Annotated in this window: 18 protein-coding genes and 1 pseudogene; 12 read left to right on the top strand and 7 right to left on the bottom strand. The window is 55.8% G+C overall.

Annotated elements, in window-relative coordinates; translation table 11 throughout:
• Positions 1 to 180 precede the first annotated feature (180 nt).
• Both EYW40_RS18710 and EYW40_RS18705 read left to right on the top strand, forming a co-directional pair.
• On the top strand, positions 181 to 2310 hold the full coding sequence (locus tag EYW40_RS18710) for a DUF262 domain-containing protein (RefSeq protein ID WP_202614607.1): 2130 nt from the start codon (positions 181 to 183) through the stop codon (positions 2308 to 2310).
• 118 nt (positions 2311 to 2428) lie between these two features.
• Entirely contained in the window at positions 2429 to 2812 is a 384-nt protein-coding gene (locus EYW40_RS18705) for a DUF8076 family protein (RefSeq protein WP_135823128.1), read from the top strand.
• A 72-nt stretch (positions 2813 to 2884) separates the two neighbouring features.
• Here the strand turns inward: EYW40_RS18705 and EYW40_RS18700 are convergent, their stop codons facing one another.
• Genes EYW40_RS18700 through EYW40_RS18690 form a run of 3 tightly spaced genes read right to left on the bottom strand, consistent with a single transcriptional unit; the run spans position 2885 to position 8293 of the window.
• A complete protein-coding gene (locus tag EYW40_RS18700) occupies positions 2885 to 5245 on the bottom strand; it encodes a type 2 periplasmic-binding domain-containing protein (RefSeq protein WP_135823127.1) in 2361 nt (786 codons plus the stop codon).
• A gap of 58 nt (positions 5246 to 5303) precedes the next feature.
• Positions 5304 to 7064, bottom strand: coding sequence for a 5-methylcytosine restriction system specificity protein McrC (locus EYW40_RS18695; RefSeq protein WP_135823126.1), 1761 nt, complete (start codon positions 7062 to 7064; stop codon positions 5304 to 5306).
• Positions 7064 to 8293: an AAA family ATPase gene (locus EYW40_RS18690; RefSeq protein ID WP_135823125.1), complete on the bottom strand. Its 1230-nt coding sequence runs from the start codon at positions 8291 to 8293 to the stop codon at positions 7064 to 7066. Before EYW40_RS18690 ends, EYW40_RS18695 begins: the two co-directional genes overlap by 1 nt.
• Before the next feature lie 43 nt (positions 8294 to 8336).
• Here EYW40_RS18690 and EYW40_RS20245 point away from each other — a divergent pair.
• Positions 8337 to 8537 (top strand): annotated as a pseudogene (locus EYW40_RS20245) (site-specific integrase); the annotation flags it as partial.
• A 180-nt stretch (positions 8538 to 8717) separates the two neighbouring features.
• On the opposite strand, the gene EYW40_RS18680 reads toward EYW40_RS20245, so the two are convergent.
• The 3 genes from EYW40_RS18680 to EYW40_RS18670 form a co-directional block, all read right to left on the bottom strand.
• Positions 8718 to 9605, bottom strand: coding sequence for a DUF8172 family protein (locus tag EYW40_RS18680; RefSeq protein WP_135823124.1), 888 nt, complete (start codon positions 9603 to 9605; stop codon positions 8718 to 8720).
• 268 nt (positions 9606 to 9873) lie between these two features.
• Entirely contained in the window at positions 9874 to 10467 is a 594-nt protein-coding gene (locus EYW40_RS18675) for a hypothetical protein (RefSeq protein ID WP_135823123.1), read from the bottom strand.
• Between the two features lie 57 nt (positions 10468 to 10524).
• On the bottom strand, positions 10525 to 10854 hold the full coding sequence (locus tag EYW40_RS18670) for a hypothetical protein (RefSeq protein ID WP_135823122.1): 330 nt from the start codon (positions 10852 to 10854) through the stop codon (positions 10525 to 10527).
• Between the two features lie 55 nt (positions 10855 to 10909).
• Between EYW40_RS18670 and EYW40_RS18665 the strand changes: the two genes are divergently transcribed.
• The gene (locus tag EYW40_RS18665; RefSeq protein ID WP_135823121.1) at positions 10910 to 11623 is read left to right on the top strand and encodes a hypothetical protein; all 714 of its coding nucleotides are present in this window, start codon (positions 10910 to 10912) and stop codon (positions 11621 to 11623) included.
• 78 nt (positions 11624 to 11701) lie between these two features.
• Here EYW40_RS18665 and EYW40_RS18660 read toward each other — a convergent pair whose 3' ends face one another.
• Complete coding sequence (locus tag EYW40_RS18660) at positions 11702 to 11998, bottom strand: PadR family transcriptional regulator (RefSeq protein ID WP_135823120.1); 297 nt, start codon at positions 11996 to 11998, stop codon at positions 11702 to 11704.
• A gap of 134 nt (positions 11999 to 12132) precedes the next feature.
• Between EYW40_RS18660 and EYW40_RS18655 the strand changes: the two genes are divergently transcribed.
• The 8 genes from EYW40_RS18655 (at position 12133) to EYW40_RS18620 (ending at position 18216) form a co-directional block, all read left to right on the top strand.
• On the top strand, positions 12133 to 12300 hold the full coding sequence (locus EYW40_RS18655) for a DUF1931 domain-containing protein (RefSeq protein WP_135823119.1): 168 nt from the start codon (positions 12133 to 12135) through the stop codon (positions 12298 to 12300).
• Positions 12301 to 12375: 75 nt separating this feature from the next.
• Positions 12376 to 13428, top strand: coding sequence for an exodeoxyribonuclease VII large subunit (gene xseA, locus EYW40_RS18650; RefSeq protein ID WP_135823118.1), 1053 nt, complete (start codon positions 12376 to 12378; stop codon positions 13426 to 13428).
• A gap of 2 nt (positions 13429 to 13430) precedes the next feature.
• Positions 13431 to 13613 carry an exodeoxyribonuclease VII small subunit gene (gene xseB, locus EYW40_RS18645; RefSeq protein ID WP_119712814.1) on the top strand — a complete coding sequence of 61 codons (183 nt, stop codon included), beginning with the start codon at positions 13431 to 13433 and terminating at the stop codon, positions 13611 to 13613.
• Positions 13614 to 13816: 203 nt separating this feature from the next.
• The gene (locus tag EYW40_RS18640; protein WP_049987855.1) at positions 13817 to 14065 is read left to right on the top strand and encodes a hypothetical protein; all 249 of its coding nucleotides are present in this window, start codon (positions 13817 to 13819) and stop codon (positions 14063 to 14065) included.
• Between the two features lie 6 nt (positions 14066 to 14071).
• Positions 14072 to 14494 carry a DUF7985 family protein gene (locus EYW40_RS18635; RefSeq protein ID WP_135823117.1) on the top strand — a complete coding sequence of 141 codons (423 nt, stop codon included), beginning with the start codon at positions 14072 to 14074 and terminating at the stop codon, positions 14492 to 14494.
• A gap of 28 nt (positions 14495 to 14522) precedes the next feature.
• Positions 14523 to 16259, top strand: a complete 1737-nt coding sequence (locus tag EYW40_RS18630) for a DUF8186 domain-containing protein (RefSeq protein WP_135823116.1) — start codon at positions 14523 to 14525, stop codon at positions 16257 to 16259.
• A gap of 2 nt (positions 16260 to 16261) precedes the next feature.
• Positions 16262 to 17098 (top strand): hypothetical protein, encoded by an 837-nt coding sequence (locus tag EYW40_RS18625; protein WP_135823115.1) that lies wholly within the window; start codon positions 16262 to 16264, stop codon positions 17096 to 17098.
• Positions 17099 to 17100: 2 nt separating this feature from the next.
• Positions 17101 to 18216: a TrbL/VirB6 family protein gene (locus EYW40_RS18620; protein ID WP_135823114.1), complete on the top strand. Its 1116-nt coding sequence runs from the start codon at positions 17101 to 17103 to the stop codon at positions 18214 to 18216.
• Positions 18217 to 18218 lie beyond the last annotated feature (2 nt).

Genomic DNA, 18218 nt, shown 5'->3' with positions numbered 1-18218 from the left:
ACGCCTATTGGCTTGCACCGCAAGGCTTCCGGGACATGGTCACACAGGCTCTACGCAGCACCGTTGCGCTCGATAGTTGATTAGCCACGCCGTGAAATAGCACTTTGGATGGTTAACTGGGTGGCTCTTTGAGCGAATACCACCCCGGGAACTTTCTACCTCCTCCGAACACACGACCATATGGAATCGGGAAAGAAGTCGTTAGAGGAACTGACGACAGCAGGGGTGTTCCACGTTCCGGAGTATCAGCGCTACTACTCGTGGACTGAACCGGAGTGGGATGACCTCTGGACTGATCTCTACACGCTTCCGCCGGACAAACAGCACTACTTCGGGACGATCATCATCCAGAAGACGGACGAAACGGAAAGCGGTGGGAGTACCGGTGGCTACGGCTCTTCGAGAGAAAAACCCATCAACCTCCTTATCGACGGCCAACAACGGCTCACCTCGCTTGCGCTGCTGGTTCGCTCGATGACGGAGTGTCTGGAGGAAATCGCACCGGAAACGGATCACGAGGCCGAGATACTCGCCGACGTCGAAGAGATGCGCGAGACACTTCTCGTTGAGGACAACATCTATCAGCTCCAGCTCCTCGACGAGGAGGACAACAAGTACCTCGAATGGCTACTCACGGGCCACGACGTTCACGAACCGGATCGCCCGTCTCAGCGGAAGATGATCGAGGCGAAGGAATACTTCGACGACCAACTCGACGATCTCACCGCATCCCCCGATGTCGATCCCGTGGACGTCGCTACGGAACTCAAGCAACTCTGGGAGACCATCCTCGAACTCGAACTGATGGTGTACGTTGTTGACGCAGCCAATCCCGAGAAGGCGACGCTCATCTTCGATAGCGTCAACGACCGAGGTCGGTCGCTCTCTACGTTCGACAAGACGAAGTCGTTCCTGATGCGGATGGCATACCTCGCTGCGGATACTGAGAGCGAGGCACAAGCGACCATCCGCCGAATCCGACAATCGTTCGGGGAGATGTACAACGACCACCAGACGATGCTGGAGTCACCGTACGTCACCGATATTAGCGATGACGCAGTCCAGCGCTACCACTTCATTTCGTATTTTGACTGGTCGAACTCCGACGAGTACAGTGATCCCGCCTTCCTTAGCGAGCTGAAAGAGCACATCCGCAAGCTTCGACAGGAAGATCCACGAGCGTGCTTGGAATACATCAAAGACTACACCAACAGCTTGGAACGCGGATTCAACGCGTTATCGAGGGTGTTAGACTGTACCGCTGATGACGAAATTTCGACCCTCGTTCAGCGAATACACCGCCTCCGTCACGCGACGAAGTTCTACCCGTTGCTCCTCAAAGCGTGGCCGAATCTTGATGACGATGGCAGGCAGGAGCTCCTGAACGCGATTGAGACGTACATCTTCCGCGTTTACTCGATTGGTAACCATCGAAGTCACACCGGTGAGTCCAGCCTCTACGTCCGCACGCGAAACATCAGCGAAGACAGTCCAGCCGATATCTGGGTGAGCAAAGTCGTCTCCCTAATGAATCGATACGAGGACGACTCGCAGTTCCGACGATCCCTTTCAGCCGCGGATCTGTACTCGAAAGCGAGCTCGCAGGACCTCCGGTATCTCTTCTACTTCTACAACGAACACCGAGCTGACGAGAAGGGTGAGCGTGGTGGACCATCGCTCACGGAAGCAATGAGCAATGAATACACGGTCGAACACATTTGGCCACAGAGTCCCGACGAACTACCTCTCGGGGATGCCGACGAGTATCCCAGTCCTGAAGCGCGGTACGGCGCATACGTTGATCGACTCGGGAATCTCACGCTTGCGAGCAGACCGTGGAACTCGAAGTGGGGGAACGCTACATTCGAGATCAAGTGTGATGAGGGATACGTGGAGTCGAAGCTCTGGGTGCAATGGGATATCCAGAACGACTACGACGAGTGGTCCGTGGAAAATATCGAGGACCGCGAGGAGACGATAATCGACTTTGTCCTCGACGAATGGGCGACGCCCGAGACACGTCTTGGAGACATCGAAGAGCCGGCGGACGCGATTGACCGGCTTACGAAGGAGGAACAGTTCGTTCTCAAGGCACTCCGCCAGAACACAGGTGGCGCGGTTCGTCGTGTTATTCACGGAGACGCGACCGAGCTTCCGGACTCACCATTCGATGAACCGAATTCGAACGGTACAGAACGAAATGAGGTAGGTTCAATTCTGAGCCGTCTCCAGAACGTTGGCCTCGCTGAGCAGAACAAGCATACCTGGTCGCCCACCGACGAGGCGCTTGGCATTGATCTCCCGACCTAACGCCCAACTACCGCGATCGGTATAATGCACTTCGACGCGTTAACTCCCTGCAAGACCTCCGACGGGACGATTGAGGTACCGCACCCCTTTTTGACCCCTCGGCGACGTGCTATAGGTAATGGCAGCCCCCGGACAAATACCCGGACAGTACAATCTCGTCATTGAAGGTGCCTACGAGACCTTCGAACACCAGATCCCCGTGAAGGAGTTCCTCCAGCGGCTCAAGGAAGATGATGTTCCCGAGAAAGTGAGTGTCGTCGGACTCTCGGATGCCCTGAGTGACGAGGATCTGGCGAACGAACTCGCCCGTGAGATGGATCAGCGTGCGAACGATCTAGAGTATCAAAGTCCCACGATACAGTTCGTCATCGAAGGGTCGTTTCACCGAAGCGGAAAGACCTACGACCTTCGGTACGATGACGAACTCTACTCGCTTCAGCAGGTCTTTGGTCCACAACTTGAACGGAAAGAAGGTGGGGAGTGGCTCGTCGCGCCGTTTTAATCCTCAGTACTGGTCATAACCTCCTATGTAGTGTTGTACTATTTCGAAAAGGGGCGCAGAATCGACCGCACCCTATTCAGTATGGTCTTTGAGAGTTCTACTCCGGGTAGTCCCTTTCAAGGCCTGCAGTACTCGTTCTTCGACGGCGTCGCAGGCGTCGGTGTCCACAACAGAGTATCCGTCCTCTCCGCTCCTGATCTTCTCTATGAATGCCCTTCTAAATGCAGCTTTCACTGAAGGGTATTCGATTATCGGATCGTAGTGTCGGTCGAAGGTATCGTACAGCGACAACAATGATTCGAGAGGGAGGAATGCAACTGGAATCTCTTCCTTCTCCACATCCTCACTCTGCTCGAACCACTCCTGTACACGAGAGGCGACATAGGGGAATTGACCTTCTCGGAAGTTATTCGAGACGAAGAGGTGGGCGTCCAGGTTTTCGTCATCTGAGAGCGAAACTGAGAGAGCACCACCGAGATTTTCCGTAACCATGTACCAAGCAGCTTTGTTCTTCTCACCGGCATCGAGATCGTATCCCTTCTTTGTGTAGGTGAGTTTCGGGTCGTAACTTGCGATGAAGTAACCGTCGTCTTCAGGAATTACGAGACAGCCATCTGTTTCCGTCTCTCCTTCTCGTCCCCACCGCTCGGTGAAGAGGAACATAAATTTCAGGAGATAGAACACGTCCCGTTCAAACTCGTTGTAATCGTAATCCTCCTTCAGTTCCTCCCGCTCCTCCTGTGAGAGATCGTCGAATTCGCCTGCTGCACCGCGCTGATGTAGGTCCTGAAGGCGTTCGAACGCTTCGTCAGCCCGGCCAATAATTCGGTTTCTGAACTGGGACTTGCTGTCACGAATCGCTGAGGTAAGAAGATCCTCTGGAGAATCAGTCACCAACAGGTCGTGTAGGTCAATAGTCCCGAAGTGCTCTCGCCCGTTGAGATACGCTTTCCCGTAAACGACGAGAACCGAGTTTAGCAGGTATTGATTAATTCGTCGAGGAAGGCGGCCGTTTCCGAGACAATAGTTGATGTACTCATATCGGTGTGTGTTGGCTTCTTTTCCTGCACTCGCCACTTCTTGGAATGTGGCTCGGATGTAGTCGTTGTGTTTCGTCTCATACGCATCGATTGAGACGTCCAAGAAGTTGATGCCATTATCTGAAAGCGTATCACGGATCTCTTTTAGCGACTCAAATGCTGCTTCATGGATCGCCTCATCGTCTACGCTGACCTCCCGACGGATGTCGTCCCTGAAACTATCACCTTCACATTCGTCGCATTCGTCCGGTTTTTCTTCCTCATATACCTCGTGACAGCGATAACACTCAAATGTGTCAATCTCGGTTACGTCGATGAATTCGTTCAGAAGTGCCTGTTCTTCTTCCGGTAAATCCTCAAAATATCGGTTATACGTCTCAACTGCCCCAGTGAGAATCTGGTGGAAGATGTATGAATCTCGTAGCTGGACGTCATATGGATAGATGCTATCGAACGAGATGCCCAATTTGTCCTCGATCAGTAATCGAATTGCCTCCTTTTCTGACTCGGGAAGGTACCGATCCTGGATCTCAAAGTAAAATCCTGTTTCTTCACGCTCTACTTTCAGCTCGACCTTCTTTCCCGTCTTGTTGTGGTTGAAGCCGAGATGGGACAGTTCGGATAAGCTCTGTAGATCGACTAGTTCCTGAAAGACGGCTTCTGAGTTGAGATCATTTCGAACTCCCGTAGGGTTGCTGAGGGAGAGGGATGATCCATCGGGGAGATAGGTTCGTTGGAACTCCACCTCGGTGAGTGTGAGCGCCTCAATCTCATCGTTGAAGATTGACGCAAGTCCATCGATGACGTGCTGAGTCGTTTGTGATCGCTCTATTTTGTCAACTCCATCACTATCCGTAAAGGTCTTTGAGAACTTCTTGATTCGACTCTTTGCACCTCGTACCTCTACCTCACCACCATCATTTTTCCGAACGAATAGTGGGTGGGCGCGCTCGAACAAGCGACTTCGGACACGGTCGTCTTCCCGAGTGGTCACACGAACCTCTTTGCTCGGCCACACCAGTGTAAAACCGTCAATCAACTCTTCGACGAAGAGACCCTCATCTTCGAGTCGGCGAAGTTCGTCCTCGAAATTAGTTTCCACCTGGAAACCGTTGCCGCCGCTGCTCTTTTGCGCCCATTTTTCCTCTGCCCAGATGGTGAGTAGAAGCTGTTGTGCACGATCTGGTGATCGGTCCTTTAATTCTGCGAGTAAGTCGGCGACTGACTCAAAACGGGAATCAATCCGTTTCGTTCGCCCAACGTAGAACTCCGATACGAGATTTTCGAGCGTCCGTTCTGACTCCGGGATTTTATCATATTTCTTCCCGAGCAGTAGACCCCAGAACCCGTCATCGTTCGAAAGGGGGTCATGTGATGTCATCTCGTTACTCATTCAACTATCTGATTAGTGTGAAACCAGGTATAAAGAGACTGTCGGACGAAACTACTGTTCAGAGCAGTTTCAGCGGTCCCTCTTTCTCCACTTCATCGGAACCATTCTGGAGGAAATAGAGATCGATCCACTCCTGCCCGTGCTCGCGGCAGAACACCGGTACGCATGTCGTCGTATGCTCGTAGCGCTGTTCACAGCGCGTCTCGATCTGTTCTCGCGTCCAGTCACCGTCTTGCTCTAGGTCGTATCGATTGCGAACTTCCCACGAGTGTTCGTCGGCAGCGGCCTTGAGGACGCGAAGCGAGAAGTCCCGAGTATCCTTGAACGTAAACGGACCGCTCATCGATGTCGCTTCGCACAGGGCAGTCTCTTCGACGCCGTCGAGACACAGGCGATTCTCTGCGACGGCGCGGAAGGCTTCGAGTTCAGCAGATTTCTTGACGAGGACGTCGTGTAGGTAGCTGTGGACGACGTCGCCGTATCCTTCCAGAGTGAACGACTGCTCGGGTGAGACGATCTGCAGTTCAGCTCCGGTCTGGGCGACTCGGCGACGTTTCGGTTCGAGTAGCGGACACAGGAATGCGAGCCGGTCAGCGTGCAGGAGGTAGGCGTAGCTGAACAACCGAGACCGAGACGGCGACTCCTTCACTGGGTCGTGGCCTTCTGCGTAGTATTTCGAGTCTAGCACAGCTAGTGTCTCGTCGCCCTCTTGTAGCGCGTGGTCCGGTTCGTGGTAGATCTGGCCCTCACCCTCGAACGGGTTCACGGACGGTGATCGGACAGGCGTCACGTCGTTGAGGCCGCCGAGGTGGTCGTAGGACTTGATATACGAGAGCTCCCGCTCAATGACGACCTGGGAGTACTGCTCGAACAGCGACTCCATATTCAAAACGTAGTCCACGACCAGTTCTCGCGGGCCGTCTCGGAGTTGCTGGCCGAGTGACGATGACATCACTGCCTTGGCGACGTCGAACGCCTTCTGGTAGTACCGTCGCTGCTTCGGAAGGTCGCTAAGCGAGAGACGTCGATACGCGTCCATCCGATCTAACCCGCTGTTAACACCCATACTCTCCAGGCGCTCCACCTCTCGGTGAACCTCTGAGAAGATACGGTCGTACGCAGGGTGGTCGTTCTCGTGAGAGTTCTGTCGAAAGAGCCGAAGCAGCGTCTTCCCCGCGTAGTGGAGCAGCGAGTTCGCGGCGTTGTCGTACTCGGTTTCGTTACGGATCCAGTGTGGTTCCAGCGTCCCCCGCGCGTGGTTCATAAGCGTCTGTTCGACGTCGATCTCTCCCCGACCGTCCAGACTGTCGAGCCGTCGGATAACCAAGTCGCGGATGTACCCCTGCCGGTGGATCGTCTCTAACCCATCGAGGTAGTTGATCGCCAGCACAACGAAGATATCGTCGAGATGGATGTCGTCGGAGAGGAAGTCCTGCAGCGGGATCCCGTGATATTCGATGGAGCGGTTCTGGTCGTAGACCGCCAGCAGCATATCGAAGATGTGCTCCCAGTCGATCTTCGGATCGACCTGGACCTTTGACGACGGCGTGAGGCTCACGACACCGATGATGTCCGTCGCCTCGACGTGGAGTACCTCGTTCTCGTCGCCGTCTACGGTCACCGTGACGACCTCGTACTCCTGCTCGCCGTCGAGCGCCGCCTGACTCTTCGTGAAGACGCCGGGACTCTCTTGTGTGAATGACGCGCGACGAAGCTGGTCCCCGATGGACGACGGACAGCCCTCTATCCGGATCTCCCCGCGTTCGGGGACGTTGAAGGTGTCCTGCCCATACTCGTAGACTTCGTCAACGGTGCTCATTACTCGTAGGAGCCCATCTGGCGACGCTCCTGTTCGAGTTCCCGTTCGGCGAGCTCAGCAGCAGGGGCGAGATCGAACTCCTCGAACTCGCCGTTCATCGCGCGGTAGTGTTCCGCGATTCGCTCGATCTGCGGGAATGCGGCGGCGTTCAGGAGTCGCGGAACGATGTACGTCCGGAACGCCTGTCCGACCGCATCTTTCTGGTCATACTCGTACTCTCCGCCTTCTCGACAGCCGACGCCAAGGAAGACGGCGACGTCGCGATAATGCATCGGGCCGAAGCGCATGATCGACCCTTGTGACGTCGATTCGTGGCCGTGGTTGATCCCTTGATAGTCCCGCTCGAACAGGCGGAGGATCTCGCTTTCTCCGAGATCCGTGTGGTCGGTGACGTGCGTGGTGATCCAGTCTTTGAACAGCTGTCGCCGCTTGTCCTCCTCGTACTCGTCCAGCTCAATCATGGCGAACCGGCGGGTGATCGCGTTGTCGAGTTCGTTTACCGTCCGGTCGGACATGTTCATCGTACAGATGATGTTCACCCGCTCGTCCAGTTCGATAGTCTCCCCCTCGTCGGTCTCGAAGATGGTCTGATGGGGATTCTCGATGGCGGTGTACAGTGGACCGAAGATCTTCGAGATGTCGGCTCGCGTGATCTCGTCGAGGATGACGCCGTACTCGACGTCGAATCGGCGGGCACGCTGAACGGCTTCGGACACGCAGCCGAGTTTCGTCCGGTAGCTTAGCGAGTCACCGGTGTAGTCCGGGCTGATCCCGCCGATGATGTCCGACGGCGTCCACGAGGGGGTCGCAGTGTTGAGAGCGTACCCGATGCCGGTCTCACGGGCGAGCTGCTTGGCGAAGGTCGTCTTCCCTGTTCCGGTCGGTCCGTACAGGACGACGGGCTTCCCGGCTTCAAGCGCGACTTTGGCGTTGCGTTCGACATCTTTCGGAACGAGTATCTCTTCGGGCGTTTCATCACCGCGGAGACTCACGACGCGCTTGAGACGGTCTGAAGCCAACGGTGACTCAAGCACAGCACGTCGAACCCGACCCAGACCACGTTCACCGTCGTGGACCACGTCGAGTTTCTCGTCCTCGATCAAAAACTCCAGTACGTCTTCGCTCTCTGCATTCCGGATTGCTTCGACGACGTCGTCGGTTACACGGCGAAGAATTCCGACTTCGTCTTTCGCATCTTCAAGTGTATAGTCGTCCGACGAGTCACTCATTATCGAATACAGGTAGTCCGCAGTATATAAAATCCCGTTCAAAATCCTGCTGGCGCTCGATGAGGACATTCGGCCGCCGTCGATTACGACGGACGGCGCACGATAGATTCTCCAGCGGCTCTTGAAAGCTCGTTACTTGGATAACTCCGAGGAGATGGTGAGAGAGCGTTACACACATATAGAAGCTGGTGAAGTTGGCGACGTCGCAACTGAGGCACTAGAAGAGATTGATAGTCTTACGTAATGAGGCGCTTTCCCTGATGAGCTACATTGCTGCGTCAGCACTAGGTTTATACCGCTCGGCAGACTTCTTTCCAATATGAGCCTCGAAGAGACGGTTGACTACCTCGCCGAGGAACTTGACCTCGAGCGAAGTGAACACGTCCGTGAGGTCGGTCAGTCGGTCGCCGAGCTTCGCGACTGATCAGAACATTTCTCTGAAGTCCCGTTCGACGAGTCCGTCCTCCAGATACGTGATGAACTCTTGTTTCGTTGGTCCTTGACAGTCGAGCAGATCGTCCCGCTCTGCACGTTTGAGGACTGCATCTGCGAAGTCCGTACAGTGGGATTCATGCTGCTCAGCGTACTGCGAAAGGGCTTCTCGCCAGTGCATATCCAACTCGAACTCGGCTAATCGGATTTGGATCCCGTCTTTCCGTTCGACGAGATCGACGTCCAAATCTTCGAGTTGCTTGAAACGGAGATTGTTCCGGCGGACCGTGATGAGCCGCTTGGAATCGACGATGTAGGGATTGACCCACTCTCGCCAAGTATCGTCGTCGACGTGTGTTCGTGGCATCTCAAAATCCGGGTCCACACTCTCAATACAGAACTGTAGCATCGCGATGCCAGTTCGATGATTCGCATTCGGGAGGGAATGTCGGAGAATCAAATTCGACAGCACCTCTCCGGCGACGGTCGGGAGTGGTGCTTCCCAGGATACGTGATTGAGTGCCTGCTGGATCTTTTGTGGTTCGAACTCCTTGTAGAGCCGAAACTCATCCTCATCTCGAACATCGACAGCGGCTTCGAGCAACTCTACTAATCGGAATGTGACAACTTGCCCAGCACGAGGAAGGTCACGAATACGGTCGCTCAGCCATTCCTGATCGAAGTCGATGTCTTGGGCTGATTCGATCTCTGTATCGCCTTCGTAGAGCACATAGACCGGTGTTTCGAAGGGGTACCCGATGAGCTTTGTCGACTCGTTGGATTGGTCCCGCTGAGACCGGATCTCTGCTACCGATGCCGAGCTATATTTGAGTGAAAAATTCTCGGCCTGTGGGTGATGATAGAAGACGAGCCGAGCCATCTCAATGTGTATTCGTGGGAAGTGGATAAAGCAGTCCCGTTTTTATATGGAGTTGGCTCTGTTGAAACCCCTTGAGATTGCCAGGAGTGGTGTCTGAATATAGAGGGTGAGTTCAGTATATGGTTTTATTTCTTTCATTCTTCCTGTGTTGAACCAATATTCGAAGTCATACAGGATGGGTATACCACGTCTGTGTGTCGAGAATCAAACTCTAAGAGAGAAGAAGCGACAATCTAAGTCAACATTGGGTTCTGGCCTCAGTAGCCGACTACTCGTCTAACTTGCTCAGTTTTCGCATCGTCTCTCTCACCCGGTCGTTCTGCTCCTCGTACAACGTCCCTTCACTGAATTTCTCGTACTTTTCCTTCCCTTCCTCCAGTTCCTCTCCCTCTAATTCGTGGAGATACTCGATGTCTGGTTCCTTCTCGAACTCGATGAGGTACATCGCAATCTGGCAGAAATCAATAATCGTTTCGTGGCGACTGTGCAGAAACTGCTTATGCGGGTTCGGCGTGTCAACTTCAAGCGCGAACCTGATACACCCTAATTGGATATTCTGGAGGGCATTAAACAACGGCAAATTCACTTCGTCCGTTGGGGCTTCCGCGAGGTTAGTCTCGATTTGCTCGGCGAACGCCTGGTACAACTGCGCGTACTCAGTCAGTTTCGCGTCATCAACGCCCCGGTGGTCAACATCTCGACTGCCGTAGGCCCGAACACAGGTGTTGTGAACAGCTCTGTACCAGTTCTGTTTCTTCTCCTTTGCTTGTCTGTTGAACTCCCATCTAGACACTCCCACGGCGACGATGAGGGCGATGATGCCACCGAGAATGTTGCTGAAAAGGATACTCGGGTCAATCATGCTCGATATGTTGATATCACGCAGTCTAAACGGCTCATCCCGTCGAGACAATTGCAATCAGTAGTCATCGAACTCTCGGTGATAGAGAACCGTCCCGCCCTTCTCCACAATAATCGGCCCCTCGTCCGAACCAGGCGTTCCCTTGTTCTGGGTGCAGATGTAGAACACGAACCCACCCTCAAATATGGCTACAACAACTTCATCAACTGGGTCGAACACCTCTCCGACCTCTGCTTCATAGATGTCGCCATCGTCTTTGAACCGAAGATAGCTGTACCTCGTGTCGGTTTGTACTGAATGGCTAAGATGCTCCTCGAGGTAGTAGACGATGTCTTGGTACAGCTCTTCGTCGTCTACATCACCGTTGTGTGGTACGTAGAAATCCATTTGCTGCGTGCTTCTTGCTGAAGTGATTAATAACTACTCCGCCACAAACACGGGTATGGACGACAACCCCACCTTCCGAGATATTTTGCAGGATTTGGAAGAGACCGAGGGAACGGAAATCGCGAATGAACTCCGTCGGTTGAAACGGTCAGTATACACGGTGAATCGGAATTTTGAGGAAGTGAACGAGCTGGATCAATGGTTTCGAGAGCAGGGATTGAATATCCAGTTGAAGAAGGACAAAGGCGATATGGATGCGTTTCTCCAGGAGTATCTACGCCGGTATCACAACTACGTTGTGTCGGTCTACACGCTCATCAAGCAGACGCAACGGATCAAGCGGGCGGACAAGTACGGTACGAACGAATTTGATGACATCTATGAGAAGGGCAAGCGGAAGCACGATATCGAAACACGGTGGGAGTTTCTCCAGCAGCTTCGGCATTTCATGGTGAAGAGCCGCCTCCCCTCGATTGACATTACTCTATTCGAGGAGGAGGAAGGGGTTCGGTTTGGTATCGTTGTGTCGCGAGATGAACTGCTGAATCACGGTGATTTCGACCCAGAGCCGAGAGAGTATCTTGCGGAATTGGGTGAAGAGATTGATATCCAGGCGGAGATGCACTCTTACCAAGACGTTCTGAACGACTTCTATTCCTGGTTCTTTGAGGCGCTTCAGGATCACCGGGAGGATGCAATGGGTAAGCGCGAGGAGACGATTCAACGGTTGGAAGAACGGCATGAGGAACTCTTCGGTGATCTGGGTTAGGGCTGATTGGCTGGAGTGTTCAGTTTGGCTTTCTTCTAACAGACTACAATAGAGCTATTGAGTTCTACTCGCCAGATCCTACGACGTAGTGGGTGCGTTCACGTCTTCTAAATACTGGCTTTCCCACTCACGTCGCGCCTCGATCTCCCGCGATCCGCGTTGCGTGACCGTGTACACGTTAGTCCGCTTGTCGAGTTCACCCTTCTCGAGCAGTCCTTTGTTGACGAGATCGTCGAGATTCGGATAGAGGCGGCCGTGGTTGATCTCCTGCTCGTAATAGTCGTCGAGTTCGTCCTTGATTGCGAGCCCGTGTGGTTCCTCAAGCCCGGTGGTTACGTACAAGATGTCCCGCTGGAACCCAGTTAGATCGTGCATCCGTCTGTTCCCTGTTTTTGAGGGATGGCATATGTTCTCTCTGGTACTCAGAGGCGAATTCGGCAATACTGGTCAGGAAGCCCACGTGAGAACTTCGAACCTTTATATAGTGGACAGGAGAATTCCGCGATGGAATGTCTGACCTAATCGTCAAAGCAGCCGTGAAGGACGCACTTTCGGACAATAATGTCTCGGCGGATTTCTACGATGACCTCAACGAAGAGGTCGCCGAACTGCTCGACGACGCCGCAGAGCGTGCCGAGGCCAACGACCGGAAGACGGTCCAGCCCCGCGACCTGTAGGCCTGCGTAACGCAGCCCACCCCGGCACTCGAACGTAGCTTTTTGAGGTTCCTGTTCAGAAGTTAGGAAACGGAGATGGCGGACGCACCGGATACTGAACGGCAGGCGGTCGACCCCGATGCAGGAGAGGTCCTCAGCGTGTCACAGCTGAACGACCGGATTGCGTCGGTCGTCCAGGACACGCCTGCCCTCAATGGCGTCCGCTGTATTGGCGAGGTCACGGATCTCCATCAGAACAGTACCGCCCTCTATTTCACTCTCACCGACGGCGACGCCGAGCTTCCCTGTATGCTCTGGACGAACCGCTATCAGAAGATGGACGCTGACCTCGAGGACGGGACGGAGGTCATCCTCGAAGGCGATATCGACTACTGGACAGAGGGCGGGAAAATCGACCTCAAACCGTGGGAAGTGATCGTCGTCGGCGACGGCGACCAAGCGGCTGCCGTCGAGCGACTGCGAAGCGAACTCGAAGAACGTGGTTGGTTCGACGACGAGCAGAAACAGCGCCCGCCGGCGTTTCCAGAGCGGGTTGGGGTCGTAACCTCCCTCCGTGGCGATGCCCGCTATGACATCCAGAACGCGATCCATGAACAGGACCCTACCGTCGACATCCTGGTGAAGGACGCCACCGTCCAGGGGTCGGAAGCGCCCACATCCATCGCGAACGGTATCCACCATCTCGACCGCTCCGAAGAGGTCGACTCAATCATCGTCGGCCGTGGCGGCGGGAGTGATTCGAACCTCCAGGCGTTCAACACCGAGCGGGTCGCGGAAGCTATCTTCACCGCAAACACCCCGATCGTCACGGCGATCGGGCATACTGACGACCGGTTAATCGCCGATCAGGTCGCGGATGTGGCAACGATCACGCCGACGGCCGCCGGCGAGTATATCGTGAATTCCCGCGAGGAGTTCTTGGCGGGCGAAGTCAAGCCGCTGGCACAGCAACTCGACGCTGCGTACGATACCTTTCAGCAGGAGCACGAACACGAACAGGAACTCGCCGAAGCAGTCGACGAGGCGGCCGTACCCGAGGGGCTCCCGCCGGTCTACTACAAGGCCGCAATCGCTGTGCTGTTGTTGCTGTTGTTGGCCATCACTGGGCTTTGGTTGGGGGTGATCTAAGCGTGGCAAACGACCAAGAGATCCACGACCGGCTGGCCCGTGTCGAAGAAATCATTGAGCAGCTCGATGCGGACGAGTGTGACCTCGATGAAGGGACAAGGCTCCACGAGGAAGGTCAGGAACTCTTGGCCGAGGTGCGAGAAATCCTTGACAACGGGCGTGGAGAGGTCGTGGAACTCGAGTAGAGCGCCATTCCAACCTTAACCAACAGACAACGGCATCTAACCCCGTTGTTGGTTAACAGTACCTTTGCAAGGTGAACGAACTCTCCGGTTATAATTTACTTTAGATTTTTGCACCAGTTGGTGGCCAGAAAGCATATACCGATCTTCTAGCTATCGCACCACCATGGACCGGGGCTCAACCGGTGCATACCCACCCCGCACATATGATCACACGGGCAGTCACCATCGAAGACATCGATGATCTGTACCTGACGTGGAACAGCCATATCAACGGGTCCGCCCTCTATCGCCGCGCCCTCCGAGATGAGATGGAGCTTCGCGACGTCGACCCCGACGAGCTTCGAGATCTCTTCGAACGGGCCCGCGAACAGGGCTACACGAAAGACGAGATCGTCGACGAGACCAACCGCTACGCTGATCTGAAAGCACTCGTCGACGACGCAGAGGAGTAACCCGCTATGTCACAGGACAATACGCCCTCCGAGACGGCTTCGAATCGCCTCGACAGCCAGTCCACGGCATCGAGTAGGCTTCCCAGGCAAGCTATGTTCATCGTCGTCGCCCTGAGCCTGTTCGCTGTGGAACCCGCCGCCGCACAGACGAATGCCGTCTGTAGTGCGGACAACCTTCCCAGCATGATCGAGGGCTTCTTCCAGCTTACCACGGCGCTGGGCATTGTCGGCCTCGCAGTCGTGTGGCAGGCTGACTCCCTTATCGAGATGTTCACGATCACGCCCGAGCAGAAGAAGGGCCTCAAGCGGCACAAACGGTCGGCGATGAAGTCCGCGGTCGTCCTCGTCGCCCTCGGCCCACTCTACACCGTCGCTGGGTCGATGATGAACCTCCCGTTGGCGCAGTGCGTCGACCTCGCCCCCTGGTAGGCGACTACCATCCCCGTCGCGAGCCCCCATGACACAACGAGAGCTCTCCGTGCTAATGGCCGCCCTGTTCGTGACGAGTTTAGTCACAGGTCTCGTCACTGCAAGCCCGCCACGGCCAGGCACGGAGGGAAATGGGCTCACTGAGAATGAATCAGCCACGCTGTGGTCTCGCGACGCGGACAACTACATCACCCAAGAGGAGTACCAGCAGCGCTACGGCGAGAGCCGGACCGCGATGCACCAGCTCGCAAACGGGACGGACATCACGTTCACGCGCCCGCCGGCGACAGCTGCAACGTGGACGCGAAACGACTTCGCTGATCTCGAAGCCGGTGGGTCGGATACGTCCGTGCATCCGCGCCACGCGTCGCTCGAAGATGGCGTGTTTATCGAGGACGCCCACGCCACAGTGTTCGCAGTGCAGCCGTCGACGCGAGGTCACTTGGAGTCGGGTGAGACCCCGCTCTATATCGCGCCGAACGGCACGATGCGGGGGCTCGTCGACTATCGCGTTCGCGTCCCGAACGGAAGCTCCTCGGGGAACACGACGATCGAGTGGTCGCTCGCGAGCACCGAGGTCGAGGAGGTTCGATTGCAGAAGGACGGCGAAACCATCGTCGAGCGCGACGGCTCGCACACGCCGGCCCTCGACTACCAGATCGAGGACGACTGGAGTGCAAACCTCACACTCGAAGCCGAGATCAGCGTCCGGCTGAAGAAGACCACGCGAATCGACCGAGGCGACGAGACCGATGTTGAGGTCACGTACCGAACCGAGTCGCTCAACGTCTCGGATTCGATCGCTGTCGAGATCTACGACCTCTCGGCGTACCCCTACTACGCCGAGTATCCCAATGGTGACGCCGGTGTGGCTATTTTCCAGTCTCGACCGTGGCAGGGGTACACGCTGACGGAGAATGGAAGCGCACGAGTGCGTGGCGTCTGGCGGTTCTACACCGCTCGGAACACCGACTGGGATACGCTCGTCAGGTCGAACCGGACCGACAGCGCCACCGTCGAGTCGGATGCGATTCCTGTCTATGTTCACGCGTACCCGTCGCGAATCGGCCCGCGTGCCGAACCAGTTCGCGATGGCCCAGAGATCATCGACACCTGGGGAACTGACCGACCGTCTCCGGACGGCACTCTCGGTGAGAACATCAACATCGACATCGTCAACCAGTCGTACACGACGACGTACGGTGTTGCGGTTCGCGCGGAGAACGTCGACCGCGACGCGCTCCAGGTAGCGGGGATCGTGCGGGGCGTGAACGCCTCGATTGTGGCACCTGACGCTGGCTCAGAGCGGCAGCTCCGGCGCAGTAATCTGACTGTTGAGGTTCTCCAGCAGAACGAAAGTCAGGCCACACTCCGCATCGAACTCCGAGACAACGAGACCGGCGCCCCAATCGTGCTCAGCGATCCCGACCGACGATATCCAATCGGTGGGAACACTCGCAACGGGTACATCACCATCGCGGAGCAACGCGTCGAGACCAACGCCTCCGGGGTGGCGATCGTGACGATCGACGAGCCGGGTATCTACACGGCACGGTACCATCCGGGTTCGTGGCTCGGGCACGACCCCGCGTATGTGAGTGCGACGGCAACAGCTCGGTGGCATCCGCTCGGCACCATCGACGGTTGGTTCGCGTTCATTTTCGAGGTTGGCTGGCAGCTCATCCCGTTTCTTGTGATGTTCTACGCAGGCAAGCGGCTCCTCCGAATGCTCGGTCCAGACGACATCTTCCAACGGAACCCATAGTCATGACTAGAAACCACCCACAGATCAGTCGGCGAACCGCCCTCCGAACAGTCGCAGGTGCTGCCCTCGTGAGCGTCGCGGGCTGTCTGAACGACAATGGCGGTTCTGGGACGCCTGGTGACGGAACGACCTCTCCAGATGGCAACGGCCCACTCACGCGTATCGCTGTCGAGGGAACCACACTCGTCGTCGAACTCTCTGCAGACGCAGACGTCGACAAAGTCAACCTCATCCAACCGAATGGAGAACTATTCGGGAAGCGTGACGTAGCCGCAGGGGTTCAACAGGTCTCGTTCGAGATTGGCACCGCGTATGCACCCGGTGAGTACCGGATTGTCGCACTGAAGGGCGAGGAGACAGTAGTCGAGACCACGACTGAACTGCGTCCAGAGATCCAGATACAGGATGTCGGACTCTATCGGAATAATCCAGATAAGCCGTGGGATGAGGTCTATGGTGAGAGCGAGACTGACCGGATCAAGAATGGCGAGGCATTCGTCACGGTAGAGAACACAGGAAGCGGTCCAGAAGCGATAACTGAACTAATCTTCTCCGGGGACGTTCCCAATCCAATTGAGAACCCCAGAGGCAGTGGAATGCACGAAACAGACCGGGTAGTAGTCTCCCCTGGCGAGACAGCCGACCTGTTCAGTAATTCGTTCCCGTTCGGTTCAGAGAGTGAGGACGGAATGGGGTGTTCTCCGGATGGTAACAGCGGGCAGTTCACGGTTATCGTCGAGACTCAAGTCAGTAGCAATCGGGTCACGAATACCTACGATGTCCAGTATTCCGGGTCTGACGAGATGACTGACTGTGAGGTCACGATCACGGAGGCCTGACGATGGTTGATCTCATTGACGTCGTCCTTGAGGGTATCAAAGGCGTCGTTGATTGGTTCATCGGGCTGTTTATCGACGGTCTCAGGTCGGGGTATGAGACTCTGTCGGAGGGGATGTTCGGAACTCCGACCCCAGAGACGAACGGAGCATTTGTCTTCGGTGAACCAACCAACGCACCCTGGCCAGCGATTCACGATGCTCTCATCGGCGGCGAAATCATGCTGGTCGCTCTTTTGCTCCTCGTGATGAGCGTCCAGGGGCGTCACACGGTTCGAATCTTCAATATTGGAAGTACCTACGAAGCCCGAAAAACGAAGAAGACGGCCTGGGTCGGTGCCTTTCTAATCATTACGTGGTATTGGGTTGGAACTCTTGCGCTCTACCTCGTCGACGGGTTCACCATTGCACTGATGCCGGAGCTTTCCTCCGTAGCCTCGGCAATGCTTCAGTTCTTGGGTGCAGCCATCACAAACCCAGGACTGGGGCTATTGTTCGCCGTGATTGGTGGAATTTCGATGTGGGCGCTGGAGGCGCTGTTCTACATCCGGATGATCCTGCTCTATGTCTACCTGTACGGAATGCCGATTGCATTTGCACTGGCCTACGGAAACATTCCGGTCGTATCCGATATCGCGATGGGATTCTGCAAACGGTTTGTCCCGTTGGCTGTCCTCCCGCTCCCAGCTGCGATGGTCCTCAAGGGATACGATTTGATCTACAGCGGTGGAACGCTCACACCAGGAACAGCATTCCTCAAATATCTCGTCGCTGCGTCTCTTCCGCTGGTCGCCCTCTACATCACGTGGAAGACGTTCAAATACGCGACCCCGTTGACGGCCAAAGTCGTCGGCGGTGCGACGAAAGGCGCAGCACTCGTTGGCGGTGTCGCCGCTGGAGCCTACGTCGGTGGCGCCGGCGTCGCGACGACCGCCGCTCGGTGGGGGCCGAAAGCCGCTGCCGGTCATGCCGTCGCGCAAAAAGCGGCTGCCCGCGGTGGGCATGGAGGAAACGATGGCGACACGCCATCGTACCGTCGGACAGAGAATGACCCAGGTGGTGCGACAGCGGAATCGGCGAGTGACGACCGTGGGATGGAGTTTGATCGAGGAATCCACTAACA

The organism is Halostella litorea, assembly GCF_004785955.1.
Lineage (GTDB): Archaea > Halobacteriota > Halobacteria > Halobacteriales > Natronoarchaeaceae > Halostella > Halostella litorea.
The sequence above is the reverse complement of the archived record's forward strand: the minus strand, read 5'-3'. Positions and strand labels throughout refer to the sequence as shown.

Bases quoted from the DNA above. Each gene is read 5' to 3' on its own strand.
- EYW40_RS18695 (WP_135823126.1), bottom strand. From the start codon at position 7,064: ATGAGCACCGTTGACGAAGTCTACGAGTATGGGCAGGACACCTTCAAC.
- EYW40_RS18705 (WP_135823128.1), top strand. From the start codon at position 2,429: ATGGCAGCCCCCGGACAAATACCCGGACAGTACAATCTCGTCATTGAA.
- EYW40_RS18665 (WP_135823121.1), top strand. From the start codon at position 10,910: ATGGACGACAACCCCACCTTCCGAGATATTTTGCAGGATTTGGAAGAG.
- EYW40_RS18660 (WP_135823120.1), bottom strand. From the start codon at position 11,998: ATGCACGATCTAACTGGGTTCCAGCGGGACATCTTGTACGTAACCACC.
- EYW40_RS18690 (WP_135823125.1), bottom strand. From the start codon at position 8,293: ATGAGTGACTCGTCGGACGACTATACACTTGAAGATGCGAAAGACGAA.
- EYW40_RS18675 (WP_135823123.1), bottom strand. From the start codon at position 10,467: ATGATTGACCCGAGTATCCTTTTCAGCAACATTCTCGGTGGCATCATC.
- EYW40_RS18640 (WP_049987855.1), top strand. From the start codon at position 13,817: ATGATCACACGGGCAGTCACCATCGAAGACATCGATGATCTGTACCTG.
- EYW40_RS18670 (WP_135823122.1), bottom strand. From the start codon at position 10,854: ATGGATTTCTACGTACCACACAACGGTGATGTAGACGACGAAGAGCTG.
- EYW40_RS18630 (WP_135823116.1), top strand. From the start codon at position 14,523: ATGACACAACGAGAGCTCTCCGTGCTAATGGCCGCCCTGTTCGTGACG.
- EYW40_RS18700 (WP_135823127.1), bottom strand. From the start codon at position 5,245: ATGAGTAACGAGATGACATCACATGACCCCCTTTCGAACGATGACGGG.
- EYW40_RS18635 (WP_135823117.1), top strand. From the start codon at position 14,072: ATGTCACAGGACAATACGCCCTCCGAGACGGCTTCGAATCGCCTCGAC.
- EYW40_RS18625 (WP_135823115.1), top strand. From the start codon at position 16,262: ATGACTAGAAACCACCCACAGATCAGTCGGCGAACCGCCCTCCGAACA.
- EYW40_RS18680 (WP_135823124.1), bottom strand. From the start codon at position 9,605: ATGGCTCGGCTCGTCTTCTATCATCACCCACAGGCCGAGAATTTTTCA.
- EYW40_RS18655 (WP_135823119.1), top strand. From the start codon at position 12,133: ATGTCTGACCTAATCGTCAAAGCAGCCGTGAAGGACGCACTTTCGGAC.
- xseA (WP_135823118.1), top strand. From the start codon at position 12,376: ATGGCGGACGCACCGGATACTGAACGGCAGGCGGTCGACCCCGATGCA.
- EYW40_RS18620 (WP_135823114.1), top strand. From the start codon at position 17,101: ATGGTTGATCTCATTGACGTCGTCCTTGAGGGTATCAAAGGCGTCGTT.
- EYW40_RS18710 (WP_202614607.1), top strand. From the start codon at position 181: ATGGAATCGGGAAAGAAGTCGTTAGAGGAACTGACGACAGCAGGGGTG.